This is a genomic window from Candidatus Terasakiella magnetica (assembly GCF_900093605.1).
GTDB lineage: Bacteria > Pseudomonadota > Alphaproteobacteria > Rhodospirillales > Terasakiellaceae > Terasakiella > Terasakiella magnetica.
The window spans coordinates 111,814-125,165 of record NZ_FLYE01000001.1; the positions used below are offsets into that span (position 1 = coordinate 111,814).

Sequence of the window (13,352 nt, forward strand, 5' to 3'; positions counted from 1 at the left end):
CTCATGGCAAGCCCAAGAATAGTTAGTCTTTTGTTTTAATGGGTAAATACAGAATCAGCGTGTTTTTTTACATATATACATATGTGTAGGTTGGCTAAATTTATTCAAATAAAATTTATAAGTCATTTGTTTTTCGCAATAAAATCCTATTTGGGGTTGTTTCCATGTCACATGATAGAGAGCGCTAAGACAGAAATAGGCGAATGAAATGTTCTACCTTTTTTTATGGGGAACTTGTCGTAAATCAGGTGGAGCTGATGAGGTTTTGTGCTTGAAATGTGTATTTAAATTGAGATTCGGTCGTTTGTTTGTATAGAAAAAGCACAGGCTTATTTGAATTTTTTATAATAATGTTTATATATCATAGGTCTAAAGTGGTTTTCATATAGTTATGGTTGATGGATAATGTTTTTTTTCAAGAAATCCGATAAGAAAGAGGCTTCCGTAAAGAAAGGCCCTATTCAACCTAAGTTTTTTGCGCGTCTTACAACTGACATTGGCCCCGTGGTTTGGGCGGTGAGCGAAGAAGATCATTTCATTCGAGTTTACGGTGAAAAGGGTGAAGACCGTATTCTATATCGCTTTAGTGATGCGGTTCATGACTTAAAAGATTTTAAGGGCAGTTGCGTTCATCTTTCTCATTGGGTGCTTAAAGAAGCCATTGAGAAAATTGAGAAAATCGACGACAGCTATGAAATTCTGTTAAAAAATGGGGTGCGTTTCCCCGTCTGTGAATCCTACCGTCGTGTCCTTCATGAGTCTGAATGGGACTTGGAAAGATAGATACCTTCAGTCCACAGTTTGGTGGCCGTTGAAAAAATGGTCATTTATACATCTCTTGATTAGGTGGTTCTCCACATCTTATCCATAAAGGTAATATGAAAGCTTTGTCGATTGTATCTATACTTTTAGACAAATTATAAGAATAAATGGAGGGATGGCTTGGATAACGATTTAACGCCACAAGTTGTTGTAAAACACTTATCGGCAAATGAAACGAGCCATACAGATTTTGGGGGGGAGCAACTCCTTGAAATCCTTGAAACCAGCCCGGTCAGCATTGGTATCATGACGCCGGATGGGAATTACATCTGGCACAACAGTCGTGAGCTTGAGCTTCATGACGAAATGCGACGTGATCTTAACGGTCAAAATATTAAAAGCTATTTCTCCAACCCAAGCCAGCATGCTGAACTCGGCCACAAGCTCAACCTTGGTGGCTGTTACGAGGATGAGGAGATCTTTTTTAAGAAGAAAAATGGTGATAAGTGGTGGGGGCTTGTAACGGCCTATTCAATCGCCTTTAGAAATGAACCAGCCATTATCACATGGACCGTTGATATCACCGAACAAAAAGACAGCCAGAACGAGATGTTGAAGGCTGTTAAAGAGGCAGAGCGTGCCAATAACGCGAAGTCCTCGTTTCTGGCGACCATGAGCCATGAAATCCGCACCCCCATGAACGGTATCATGGGGATGATCCAACTGCTTGATCGCACAGAGTTAGGTGATGAGCAACGCGACATGTTGAAAGTCGTGGGTGAATCTGCGGGCTCTTTGCTGACAATCATTGATGATATTCTTGATTTTTCCAAAATTGAAGCCAGCAAGCTGCAATTAGAAAATGTGTCGATGAACTTGCGTGACATGATCGAAGGCACAGTTGATCTGTTGACCAATAAGGCACAAGAAAAAGGTGTTGAGCTCCTTTCTTATATCTCCCCCCAGTTTGAACGTGAATATATTGGCGATCCTGTGCGATTGCGCCAAATTTTGATTAACCTGCTGGGCAATGCGATTAAGTTTACTGATGAGGGGGCCGTAATTGTTGAGGTGCATCCGGTAAAAGACGGCAAAATTCGTTTTGAGGTCACCGATACAGGGATCGGTTTGACCAAAGAGCAGAGCGATAAACTGTTCCAGCCGTTCGTGCAGGCAGAGGCCTCAACAACACGCAAGTTTGGCGGGAGTGGGCTTGGCCTTTCAATCTCCCAATCCCTTGTCGAAATGATGGGGGGAGTGATCAATATTATTTCAGCCCCTAATGAGGGCTCGACCTTTTGGTTTGATCTATCTTTGGATGAAGGTGAAGCCCTCTCAGAGTCAGCAACACATTATAATCTTGAAGGGTTAACTGCCCTTGTTGTTGAGGAAAATAGGATTGCACGGCGCACGATTTCTGATTATTTGGAAGCCCAAGGTGTTGAGGTCTTTTCAACAAAATCAGCTGAGACAGGCATGAAGGCCTTACAGTATGGTTTCTCTAACGATAATCCATATGATCTTGCTTTGATCTGTCATGACCCGGGCGGTCTGGACGGTGTGGAAGCTGCCTGTACAATCTTGGAAGATGATGAGCTGTGCGAGACAGGCATTATCATCACGACCCATTCAAATGACGTTGAAGCAAGACGAAGTGCGGAATGGCTCGGGATTAATATGTTTTTGCAAAAACCGTTTCGGGCAGAAACGCTTTTTTCAGCCGTTGCCAATGTGACACATAGAAAAATATCGCAAAAAGAACATAGACTACTTGATGTGGTTAGCTACAAAGCACCAGACGCGGAAGATGCGTTAATGGCTGGTGCTTTGATTTTGGTTGCGGAAGATAACCCGGTCAACCAGATGGTGATTGAAAAGCAGCTTGATGAGCTCGGTTTTGCCTGTCACCTCGTCCCCAATGGGGCACAAGCTTGGAAAGCCCTTGAGGGCAAAGACTATGGCTTGTTGCTAACAGATTGCCACATGCCGGAGATGGATGGCTATAAGCTGACCGAACTTGTGCGCCAAAGAGAATTACATGAGCCAGAGCGGGGGCGCTTACCGATTATCGCCCTTACCGCCAACGCCTTGGTTGGAGAGGCTGAAAAATGCCGACAGGCGGGCATGGATGACTATCTATCCAAGCCAGTGAATATGGAAGACTTGGAAAGAACCGTTGGTGAGTGGAACCCGGGCCTATTGGAAATGCGTGTTGCTATCCATGATGACGGACGTAGCAGTGATGAAGCGGCTTCTATTCAGGATCAGGTCGATGCGCTTCTTAATGATGGTTTTTTCGTTGTTGATCCCGAAGAAGGCAGTGATAGTGTGGATGAAGGCGTGCTTGATATGGCCTTCATTGAGCAAAATATCGGTGATCTGGATTTCGCACGCGGTATGTTGGATGTATTTATCACCACAACAGCCTCAACCATTGAAGAATTGCATGTTTATATAAAGAATAAAGAGATCAGCAAAGTAAAAGAGGCGGCGCATTCTATTAAAGGCGCTGCAAATATGGCAGGTGCTTTATCGCTTGGTGAGGTTTGTGGTCAGATTGAAGATATTGCGCTAAATGCCGTTGTTGAAGGTGATTTAGAGCCCGCAACACCATTGATCGATCAAGTCGATAGTTTGTTTGTAAAAGTCAAAAAAGCAATACGGGACTTATAAGACGTTATGATATAAGGCGCCGTTTTAGGACGGCGTCAATTTTGAGCTTAAGGTTATCTTTTGTCACAGGCTTGACGACATATCCGTCTACGGAAAGGTCAGCTGCTTTTTTAACGCTATCGATTGTACCGTCGCTGGTGAGAAAAACGACGGGTATATCAGAGGCTTTCCCATCAAGCTCTTTAAGCTTTTCCAAGAAACCAAAACCATCCATACCTTCCATATTGATATCACATATGATGAAGTTTGGTTGGTTTTCTACCACTTGTTTAAGGCCAGCGTACCCGTCTGGCGCTTCCATAATCATGGTGCAGCCAAGGTTTTTTAGATAATGGCTAATCATCTGTCTTACAAAGGCCTGATCTTCAATCACAAGCACCTTAAGTAAAGAGTAGTCGAAAACACCCATTCTAAAAATCGTCCTTCAATCCTGTTTTTTAATTGTCTTAATGCTTTTGTACGACAGGAGTACTTAAGTTGAAATTAGTGAGTTCAGGTAGAAAAAGCAACGAAGAGTTTATAAAATAACGAAAAAAATGGCTGACTTATCTATTCGTAGGATGGCTGAAGCTCGTTGTCTTATCCAAAAAAAGAAACACTGAGCGTTATCCTTGGCTCTCCATAAATGAGCTTCATAATCAGGGCAATAAAAAACCCCACGAAATTAATCGCAGGGTTTTTAATGGCGGACGGCTAGGGACTAGATGACATTCGCTCTACAATGCCTAAAAAGCCTTGATTTCTTATGATTAACCATCTAAAGGTAGGTGGTAATTGTAGGTGGTTTAAGAGGAAGTCATGGCTAGATATGTCGTTAAGCAGAAGCAAGGTTACTATGCGGTACTGGAGATTCCCAAGGCACTGCATAATCATTTCGGTAAAAGGCGTTTCAAGGAAACCCTTAAGACACGCGATACCTCAGAAGCCCAGCGCAGAGTATTGCCCCTAGTGGCGAAGTGGAAGTGTGAGATTGAAGCTGCACGTAACGGCAACCAAGGCCCACTTGAGCGTGACCATAAGTTCTGGCGCGAATCTCTGTCGACTGCTGAAACAAACAGTGGCCACACAGACGAACAAGGGGATGACGTTTACCAATCTGACTATGACCTGATCCTTGATCACCTACAGGAAAAAGCAAAGGAGATGGATCAGGAGAATGACGGAACTGGGAATGACTTCTATCAGCAAGCTACAGGCAACGCGGTAGCAACCACCGACTACATTGATGAATGGAAAGCAGCCCTAACCAATACCGAGAAGACAAAAGACATGAAGGCGTCAGCGGTCAGACGGTTTGCTGAAAAGTTTACGACCATCGACAAGGTCACCAAGAAGAACGTCAGACGCTGGGCTGATACACTGATGCAGGAAGAAGGCCTTTCCCTGAAGACAGTGAAGAGTATTCTTTCCGCTTGTCGTGATTACTGGAAATATTTGATCGCCATCGAAGTGGTGAGCGAGGACTACACGCCATTGAGCAACCTTGGGCTGGCCAGTAAGGTATCCAAGGCGAAGGCCAATGAACGGAAATCATTTAGCGAAGAGGAGGTCTTGTCCCTCCTTGCCAAGGCTAAAGAGAAAGGCGACGGCTCACTGGCTGACCTAATTATCATGGGTATGTGGACCGGGGCACGTATCGAAGAACTTTGTTCCTTGCAAGTGGATAAGGTCAAAGAGAAGTCATTCGAAATCGTTGACGCTAAGACTGCATCTGGTTGGCGTGAGATCCCTATTCACTCTCAACTGAAACCTACCATCAAACGGTTGGTTAAAGATTCCAAGGATGGGTACGTACTTAGCGGCCTTTCTGAGAACAAATATGGTGACCGAAGTAACGCTATAGGGAAACGCTTCGGACGCATTAAGACCGAGATGGGTTTTAACAGGTGTCATGTATTCCATTCGATCCGTAAGACGGTGATTAGTAAGTTCAGACATGCTGGGATTGATGAAGACAAAGCAGCTGATATTGTGGGGCACGATATTCCTACAATGACGTATGGTCTATATGCTGATAACAGCCTGCTGCAGGAACTGATCGAAGCTATGGAGAAAATCACCTACAAGGGTTGGAATGCATAAGCGAACAGATCCACGCGCAGTGGGGTATCTGGCTTTATCTACCCCTGTTGCAATATCTACTGGTCTGTAATTAAAGGGTTATTTAATCTTAGATAGATACGTATTCTATCGTGTCTATTCCAATCTTATTTTCCCGCAGCGTCAACTTGAAGCCAAAGCACAGTGCCCACATGGGACACATTCGACAGGTACAGATTTGTACCACACCCCACCTTTATTACAATTTTTAAGATGACCCGAAATCTTGGGACAATGGTTCAAGCTCAAGCGCATCGCTGTCGATGTGGGCTTCGGTACAAAGTACATCCGAACCTAGCCATACACATAAGAAACAACAGGTCATTATCAATTAGTGCCCACTCCAGTATGTAGAACCGATTCCATGCTTCTGAACATACTTGTCTTTTAACACAACAAAACACACTACTGACCACACGCGAAGTTTCGTTCTGTGGCAATAGCAATTCGATATCTAAAAAGGAATACAGAATATGACCAAGTCAATGACTAAAGCTCAACTAGCTGCAGAACTCGAGAAAGCAAATGAAACAATCTCGAACTTAGTTAACAGCGTTTCTCAAGAAGAAGACATTGTTCTCAATCTCATTGAAGAACGTGATGAACTTAAATCTCAAATCCAAAACAACAGAAGGTACCGCAAGATAGTTCAGGAACGAATGAAAGAGTTAGACATGGAAGTCGAACTCCTGAAATCTATGTTGTATGACAAGGTTGAAGAACTTGGTGTCATTAAAGCTGAAGAAATCTGCTAGGGCTTTTACCCCTTAAGAATGGAGGTCGATCTTGGCCTCTATTCTTTTTCTTATTGCCCTACATGGAAGGCTTTACTCATGACAAACAATGCACTTACTCCCATCGTCTCCGTGCAAGACGGCACCGTGTTCGCTAACTCTAAAGATGTTGCGAACTTCTTCGGCAAACGCCACGACAATGTAATGGCTGACATACACAGTCGTATGAAATCTCTTTCTCCTGAAATCTCAGGACAATGGTTCCAACGTGAACGCATCGCTGTTGATGTAGGCTTCGGCACAAAGTATGTCCCAACCTACAACCTGACCCGTGATGGGTTCACATTCTTGGTAATGAAATGGACAGGCGAGAAGGCCACCCAGTTCCAAGTCAAGTACATCCAACGCTTCAACGAAATGGAACAGGAACTGAAGTCTCAGGTTCCAGCCGTACCGACATCCTTTGCGGAGGCACTCCAGTTGGCAGCGGATCAAGCCAATAAGATTGAACAACAAGACCTGAAGCTTATCGAACAGGCCCTTGTTTTTAGTAACAAAAATCTGAGTGGGTATAACGTATCCACCGAGTGCGGCTTTCCCCCCGGTGGGGGTGGGCTGGTGCTGTGAGTGTGAGCCTTTAAGCCTTATTGCTTGCCCCTGCTCAAAAGAAACATTTATCCGCCCAGAACTAGGATGTCACTTATAGGTACACTCCAGTGTTACCTCATGGTGTTACATCCATAACGTAACATATGGATTGACATACGCAATAAGTTACACTAATCGTATAGGAACTAGACCTTATTGTTACACATAGCAAGGACAGGACCATGCCACAGGTTGCTTATATCCGGGTATCAAGTGCAGATCAGAACACAGACAGACAGCTGACCGACACAGGCTTAAGCTTTAAGAAGACATTCACAGACGAATGCAGTGGGGGCAGCACTAACCGCCCAGCTTTAGAGCGTATGCTTGAATATGTCCGTGAAGGTGATGAGATACACGTTCATTCTATTGATCGCTTGGCTCGTAACCTTGAAGACCTTCTGGGGCTGTTGAAAGTCCTTACTGGACAGGGCGTGTCTGTAAAGTTTCACAAAGAGAACTTAACGTTCACAGGAGAAGAGAACCCTTTCCAAGAACTTCAGCTGCAGATCATAGGGGCCGTTGCCCAGTTCGAAAGATCAATGATCAAAGAGCGTCAACGTGAAGGGATCGCTAAGGCCAAACAAAAGGGTATCTATAAAGGACGTAAGAAGTCAATTGAACGTGAACGTGTCTTTGCTCTTAAGGAACAAGGAATGGGACCGTCTGCGATTGCTAAGGAGATGGGGGTGAGTCGTATGTCTATTCACCGTATCCTCACGGCTTAATAGTGCCCACTTAAGAAGTAAAAGGGTCAATATTGCTGACCTTTTTAATGTTCCTGTCTGTCTCTCATATATCGGTGCAAGTGCTTACTGATCGCTCACTTCCACTGGTGGAAATCATTAATAAAAACAGTTACTTAATACACCAGTCGTCACCAAAGATCAACAGTAAAGAGTTCTTGATTTTAACGACTCGTGGACTCATGATCCCGTCCGTCCACTGAGGAACTACACCAACATAAAAAAACAAAAGGACGCTCTACAAAATGTTTATTAAGATTGGCAACTTTGAATTTGACGGATCATTTACTCACAGCTTCTTTATCCGTGTGCCGGGTATCGGGCAGGCCTTTGTTGAGAAAGGCAGTGTTCAATGTGCCTCTGGCTGGTTTGTTGACGCACGTATCTCACACGTTGGGTCACGAGAGATCACCTTTGATCCTGCACCATGGTTGTTACGTGTGATGAAGCGGAACCACACCAACGACGACGGAACTGTCACACAAGAAGGTTGATAAAAAGTCTTTATATTTCAGTGGGTTACACAGAGAAGTGATTGACGATCTTGGCTTCAGGTTTCGATGGTAATTTCTCCTTTTATTTCAATGACTTAAGATTAGTGCCCACTTAAGATAGGTGCCCCCCTGTGTTATTATTGTTTACTGTAACGTTAACCTCTCGATTATCTCGTCTAAGTAACAATTGCCTTATGTTAACTATGGTGTTCGTTAAGTGTAACGTAGACCATACCTACCTAGCTATAGAGCTAAGAGAAGGGTTGTGTTGATATAAGGTGATTAAAGCTTGTAGGAAATTATTGAAGACATACGTACCTTCACCCCTCAGTAACATAGATCACAACATTCATACACACAGACCATAGCGATAAAGACTTACCATGTCAGACAGGTAAGGTTTCTTATTAGCGGTGATTGGTCAGTATGAAGGGGTAACTTCACTTTCCTATTACAGGAACTTCTACAGTTAAGAATTGAGCAGTGTCTTCAGTGATGGGGGCACTGCTTAGTTTTTTTCGAAATACAATCCCACATTAAAGGCATGATCATATGGCATCTTTCACCATCCCGAACGGGTGTGACTTGAAGCAGCATTCTTTTCGGTTGCCTGCAAAGTCTCATGACCTGATCCGAAGACCTAACACCCTCTATACGGACTTACTCGGTAAGAAACCAAGTATGTCTGCTTTGGTCGCCCGTGCCCTAGATGCACTAAACGAAAACCTCCAGCAACGAATGGACAACCAAGTTCCTTGGGAAATCATTCAACAACAGGAGCGTGAGGCGTTTAACAGGGTGAGCCGATGACACAAGAGCATACAGGCCCAGCCCCTGAAACAACACTGGCTGAACTTCACAGCATGTTGACGAATATCTTCCTTGATATGGTCAGCAGCGATGATCCGATCAAAGCAAAGGATATGCGAGTGATTGTCTCATTCCTTAAAGACAACGGATACGGGCACAAGCCAGCACGTAAGACCACACGTAAAACACCATACAATCCCAGCCAGCACCAAATACCTGATCTCAGTAATGGGCACTGGCCAGAAACTATAATTAATTAACAACCTGATTCCCGGCAGCGCGAAGTCGGGTTAGGCAAGGTAAGACGCTGACATGACCATGATGTTGGCTAACCGTAAGGACCGTTTCCATGGTTAATGGCGCGTCTGCCTTGCCGCCTCTTATCTAACTATAGAACTCCCCATAAAAGGAAATTAAACAATGCATGAATCACTCATGATTAAAACAGGTTCGTCTGGTGGCACCGTTGGTGTCGATGGCGACCAATTCTACCGTGATAACCACCAAGGCGGTGAAGCCCAGTTATCAGGTGAAGTTGCAGTATCAACAGATGTCATTACCCAAGCACGGACACCGAGTGGTTTCCCTCGCACTGGTGCGTCTATCACTGAGAACGATATCATTAATCTCAAAGGCAGTGAGGGTCGTATCAAAGATATGATCGCTGCAGGACTCGTTGAGGGACTCCCAGACGGCTCTTACCGTGTCACTAGCAATCAGCCTAGCCAAGAGAAGCCAGAAGGGACTCAGGAGTCCTTAGAATTGCAACAAGAATCCCTTGGTGATGATATCGAAGCTTCAATTACTGAGATTGCACAAGGTGCTAACCAAGGTGATGTTTTAAGTTTCATCTCAACCTTTGCCAATAATGCTGGTGAAATCAACGAAACCGCCATGGGTCGTATTGCATCATCTATGAGCATGGAGCCAGAAGCTGCCCGGGATCAAGCTGCAACAATCACAGCAGCATTTGAAGCCCAAGCCCATGCGACCATTGAACAAGCAACAGGCATGGACAGCCAAGACGTCATTAACTGGGCACATGAGAATGAGCCAGAATTAATGAAGAAGGCGATGATGCAACAGGCAACGCAACGTAACACCCATGGTTACCAAGAGATTGCCACCAAGTATGTTTCAAACCTTGATACAGCCAACCCGGACATGATCCTGAATGCTGATTTTGGTGAAGGTGTCGAAGCTTATAAGAAGGGTAAAGATATTATCATCCGTCACCCTAAAGGCGAAACCAATTGGAAGACAGCCGTTCGCGCTGGGATCATCAAGGTAGGGAGCCGTTAAGCATGACCTTTGATAAAATCTTACCTTTGCTTCTAAAGGGTGAAGAGGTCTCCCGAGCTGGTTGGTCTGAAACAATGAAGCTATTTATTGATGAAAATACAATCTATCAGCAGGAAATGATGGCCACATACACGGCTTCACGCTTCTGGATCCCATCGCAGTATGATCTTATGAGCGATGATTGGAAGGTGGTCGATGCATGTCAATGACCTATTCGATTATGAAACTGCGATAGAACATGTAGAGCAGGGTGGTCATGCTGCCCGTGCTTCATGGAACAGAGACTTCATCCGACGCAAGCCAGCACATATACGCAAGTTTGTGGAAGATAAGTATGCCTTTAATCGCGGTAAAGAATACGGCCCCACCATGAAATGGAAGTTTGCAGACTCAACGCCAACCATGGCAGCTGCAGCAGACGATCCAAAGAACCATAATGTTAAACGCTTTCCTTCCTGTTTGATGAAGGTACAGCCCGGTAGATCAAGACAGTTTGGCTACCTTCCTACAAACGAAGACACACAAGCACACGATTGGATACTTTATGAAAGAAGTTGAAACACTAAAGCTCGGACAGACGGAGCTTAACCGTACACCTTACGGGTCAGTCTGGTTCATTGACGTGAACGGCAACAAATCAACCTTCTCTGATGAGATGACGGCAAACAAATTCTTTGAAGCTGCCCGTAATGGCTCTGGTCAAACAGGTACAACAAAGCGCGTTGATATAGGTTTTAATCAAGACCGCAACGCCAAAGGTAATGATAACGTTGTCTGGCGAGAGGTGAACCTCAAGAAACCGCCAAGTTATTTTAAAGACTAACTCTATTTCTCCAAAAGAGTTTGCGACTTAATAGGTGGGTGGATCAGAGCTTAATTGTTCTGGTCTGCTCATCTATTTTTTTTCGCGATGTAAAAGTAGGTGGTAAAGGTAGGTGGTTTTAGCGTCATCCAGCGAAATGCTCTCACCTTCAAATTTACCCATAACCCTTTGAAACTAAATAAAAAACCCCACGAAATTAATCGCAGGGTTTTTAATGGCGGACGGCTAGGGATTCGAACCCCAGGTACCTCTCGGTACAACGGTTTTCAAGACCGCCGCTTTCGACCACTCAGCCAGCCGTCCACAGTTTGTGTTGGCAGGTTATTAGCCTAAACTTTATGTGCTTGGCAAGGGCGAAATTCACTTTTTTGATATTTTTTTTAAGAACGGCGTCATCTTGGGTTTTTTGAAGATGACGCAGCTCTAAAATTAGGCCTCAATCCCTTTCTTTGCAGCGCTCATGGCTTCGCTTAAAACATCCATGTCGCCGATATGGTTGGCAAGGATGAGAATGAGTTTTGCATTGAGATCACGGCTTTGTTCATCAGACAGGTCGCGATGGAGGTCTATGAGCTCCTGATAAAAATCATCAGGACGTTCGATATTTGCTTTTGTGTTTAATGCCATTTGAGAAGCCTCCTTTTAATCTTGTGCCGTGGCACGCATGATTGCTTTAGAAATCTTGTTATCATTAAAGCTGCGCCAGCGTGCTGCCACATGTTGGTCTGGACGGATCAGGTAGGTTGTGCCCGCTTTGCCATCATAACGCTCTGCCAGCAGGCCTTTGGTGTCTTGCATGTCTTTGCCCACAATAATAACATCAGCCTTAATACCATTGACGACAACGGATTTAACACCCGGGTCTGTTTCAAAAACAAGAACCTTAAAACGCGAGTCATCAATTTCGTTGAGGAACCAGCCGTCATTGGCTGGTGCATCTGCGCAATTCGTGCCCGGTGTCAGCTTACTTGCAAATGTATCTTCATCTGCTGTGTTAAGGGAACTGTTTACATAAGGCGTTGGCATGGACAGACGACCAGAATTGACCAAGGGGCGGGCAAACTCATAATCAGTTGCTAGATCAAGCACAGCATCGCGAAAGGCGCGTGAGATATTGCTTTTAGGCGTGATGAAGTCTGTTGAACGGGTGGAGTTCAGTAGGTTATCGGCTGCGGCAAAAACACGTTCTTCACTGTAGCTTTGCAACAGTTTTTCAGGCGCTTTGCCCTCCATGACCATTTTAAGCTTCCATGTGAGGTTATCAATGTCTTGAACGCCGGTGTTGGCACCGCGTGCACCAAAAGGTGAGACTTGGTGTGCAGCATCGCCTGCAATAAAGACACGACCACATTTGAAGTCTTGCAGTTGACGACAGGCAAATTGATAAACAGAGACCCATTCCAACTCAAATTCCACATCTTCACCCAACATGGCTTTGAGGCGGGGAATAACATTTTCCGGCTTTTTCTCTTCTTCTGGGTCGCAATCCCACCCCAGCTGGAAGTCAATGCGCCACACATCATCAGATTGCATATGGAGCAAAACAGATTGGTTGCGGTGAAAGGGGGGATTAAACCAGAACCAGCGTTCTGCCGGGAAATCCGCTTTCATGACCACATCAGCGATGAGGAAACGGTCTTGGAAGAATTGGCCTTCAAAATCAAGGCCGAGCATTTTACGTGTATCGGAACTTGCACCATCACAAGCCACCACATAATCAGCTTCGACTTTATAAACACCGTCTGGTGTTTCGACTTGCATGGCCACATGGTCATCGTTGTTTTTGATGCTGATGGTCTTTGATTTCCAACGAAAATCAATCAGATCACCATACTGTTTTTTACATTCATCAATCATATATTCTTCAAGATAATATTGCTGAAGATTGATGAAGGCAGGGATTTTATGGTCGTCTTCTGGCAGGAGGTCGAACTGATAGACCAGTTCTTCATCACGAAAGACTTTGCCGACTTTCCATTCAACAGACTTATCAATCATGCGCTCGCCAACGCCAAGACGGTCCCAGATTTCAAGGGGACGTTTGGCATAGCAAACAGCGCGTGAACCGATGGAAACGGTGTTGCTGTCATCAAGGACTACAACGGGGATGCCTTGCTTGGCAAAATCAAGCGCTGTGGTCAGGCCAACGGGGCCTGCACCAATAACAACGGCCTTGTGGCGTTTAATGGTGCCTGTTTTTTGTTCTTCTGACTGAACATATTCAAATTCAGGATATTCGTATGTATTTAACATGTCTCTA

At 44.7% G+C, this 13,352-nt stretch carries 15 protein-coding genes and 1 tRNA gene; 12 read left to right on the forward strand and 4 right to left on the reverse strand.

Annotated elements, in window-relative coordinates:
* The first annotated feature begins 405 nt into the window (after nucleotides 1–405).
* Both MTBPR1_RS00325 and MTBPR1_RS00330 read left to right on the forward strand, forming a co-directional pair.
* Nucleotides 406–783, forward strand: a complete 378-nt coding sequence (locus MTBPR1_RS00325) for a LytTR family transcriptional regulator DNA-binding domain-containing protein (protein ID WP_069185562.1) — start codon at nucleotides 406–408, stop codon at nucleotides 781–783.
* Between the two features lie 159 nt (nucleotides 784–942).
* On the forward strand, nucleotides 943–3,435 hold the full coding sequence (locus MTBPR1_RS00330) for a response regulator (protein WP_069185563.1): 2,493 nt from the start codon (nucleotides 943–945) through the stop codon (nucleotides 3,433–3,435).
* Between the two features lie 4 nt (nucleotides 3,436–3,439).
* On the opposite strand, the gene MTBPR1_RS00335 is transcribed toward MTBPR1_RS00330, so the two are convergent.
* On the reverse strand, nucleotides 3,440–3,844 hold the full coding sequence (locus MTBPR1_RS00335) for a response regulator (RefSeq protein WP_069185564.1): 405 nt from the start codon (nucleotides 3,842–3,844) through the stop codon (nucleotides 3,440–3,442).
* Between the two features lie 389 nt (nucleotides 3,845–4,233).
* Here MTBPR1_RS00335 and MTBPR1_RS00340 point away from each other — a divergent pair, with 389 nt between their 5' ends.
* The 10 genes from MTBPR1_RS00340 (at nucleotide 4,234) to MTBPR1_RS00390 (ending at nucleotide 11,092) form a co-directional block, all read left to right on the forward strand.
* A complete protein-coding gene (locus MTBPR1_RS00340) occupies nucleotides 4,234–5,517 on the forward strand; it encodes a DUF6538 domain-containing protein (protein ID WP_069185565.1) in 1,284 nt (427 codons plus the stop codon).
* A gap of 491 nt (nucleotides 5,518–6,008) precedes the next feature.
* Nucleotides 6,009–6,290: a hypothetical protein gene (locus MTBPR1_RS00345; protein WP_069185566.1), complete on the forward strand. Its 282-nt coding sequence runs from the start codon at nucleotides 6,009–6,011 to the stop codon at nucleotides 6,288–6,290.
* Nucleotides 6,291–6,368: 78 nt separating this feature from the next.
* Nucleotides 6,369–6,896 (forward strand): Rha family transcriptional regulator, encoded by a 528-nt coding sequence (locus tag MTBPR1_RS00350; RefSeq protein WP_165602584.1) that lies wholly within the window; start codon nucleotides 6,369–6,371, stop codon nucleotides 6,894–6,896.
* 203 nt (nucleotides 6,897–7,099) lie between these two features.
* Nucleotides 7,100–7,645: a recombinase family protein gene (locus tag MTBPR1_RS00355; RefSeq protein ID WP_069185568.1), complete on the forward strand. Its 546-nt coding sequence runs from the start codon at nucleotides 7,100–7,102 to the stop codon at nucleotides 7,643–7,645.
* A 263-nt stretch (nucleotides 7,646–7,908) separates the two neighbouring features.
* The gene (locus MTBPR1_RS00360) at nucleotides 7,909–8,157 is read left to right on the forward strand and encodes a hypothetical protein (protein ID WP_069185569.1); all 249 of its coding nucleotides are present in this window, start codon (nucleotides 7,909–7,911) and stop codon (nucleotides 8,155–8,157) included.
* A gap of 806 nt (nucleotides 8,158–8,963) precedes the next feature.
* Complete coding sequence (locus MTBPR1_RS00370; RefSeq protein WP_069185571.1) at nucleotides 8,964–9,227, forward strand: hypothetical protein; 264 nt, start codon at nucleotides 8,964–8,966, stop codon at nucleotides 9,225–9,227.
* A gap of 160 nt (nucleotides 9,228–9,387) precedes the next feature.
* Nucleotides 9,388–10,269: a hypothetical protein gene (locus tag MTBPR1_RS00375; RefSeq protein ID WP_069185572.1), complete on the forward strand. Its 882-nt coding sequence runs from the start codon at nucleotides 9,388–9,390 to the stop codon at nucleotides 10,267–10,269.
* Between the two features lie 2 nt (nucleotides 10,270–10,271).
* Nucleotides 10,272–10,478, forward strand: a complete 207-nt coding sequence (locus tag MTBPR1_RS00380) for a Thoeris anti-defense Tad2 family protein (RefSeq protein ID WP_069185573.1) — start codon at nucleotides 10,272–10,274, stop codon at nucleotides 10,476–10,478.
* Complete coding sequence (locus tag MTBPR1_RS00385) at nucleotides 10,465–10,827, forward strand: Thoeris anti-defense Tad2 family protein (protein WP_069185574.1); 363 nt, start codon at nucleotides 10,465–10,467, stop codon at nucleotides 10,825–10,827. Before MTBPR1_RS00380 ends, MTBPR1_RS00385 begins: the two co-directional genes overlap by 14 nt.
* The gene (locus MTBPR1_RS00390; protein WP_069185575.1) at nucleotides 10,814–11,092 is read left to right on the forward strand and encodes a hypothetical protein; all 279 of its coding nucleotides are present in this window, start codon (nucleotides 10,814–10,816) and stop codon (nucleotides 11,090–11,092) included. The genes MTBPR1_RS00385 and MTBPR1_RS00390 overlap by 14 nt, the downstream gene beginning before the upstream one ends.
* 215 nt (nucleotides 11,093–11,307) lie before the next feature.
* Here MTBPR1_RS00390 and MTBPR1_RS00395 read toward each other — a convergent pair.
* From MTBPR1_RS00395 to MTBPR1_RS00405, 3 genes are all read right to left on the reverse strand, one after another.
* A tRNA-Ser gene (locus MTBPR1_RS00395) sits at nucleotides 11,308–11,395 on the reverse strand.
* A 126-nt stretch (nucleotides 11,396–11,521) separates the two neighbouring features.
* Nucleotides 11,522–11,719 carry a DUF2783 domain-containing protein gene (locus tag MTBPR1_RS00400; RefSeq protein WP_069185576.1) on the reverse strand — a complete coding sequence of 66 codons (198 nt, stop codon included), beginning with the start codon at nucleotides 11,717–11,719 and terminating at the stop codon, nucleotides 11,522–11,524.
* A gap of 15 nt (nucleotides 11,720–11,734) precedes the next feature.
* Nucleotides 11,735–13,345: an FAD-dependent oxidoreductase gene (locus MTBPR1_RS00405; RefSeq protein ID WP_069185577.1), complete on the reverse strand. Its 1,611-nt coding sequence runs from the start codon at nucleotides 13,343–13,345 to the stop codon at nucleotides 11,735–11,737.
* Nucleotides 13,346–13,352 lie beyond the last annotated feature (7 nt).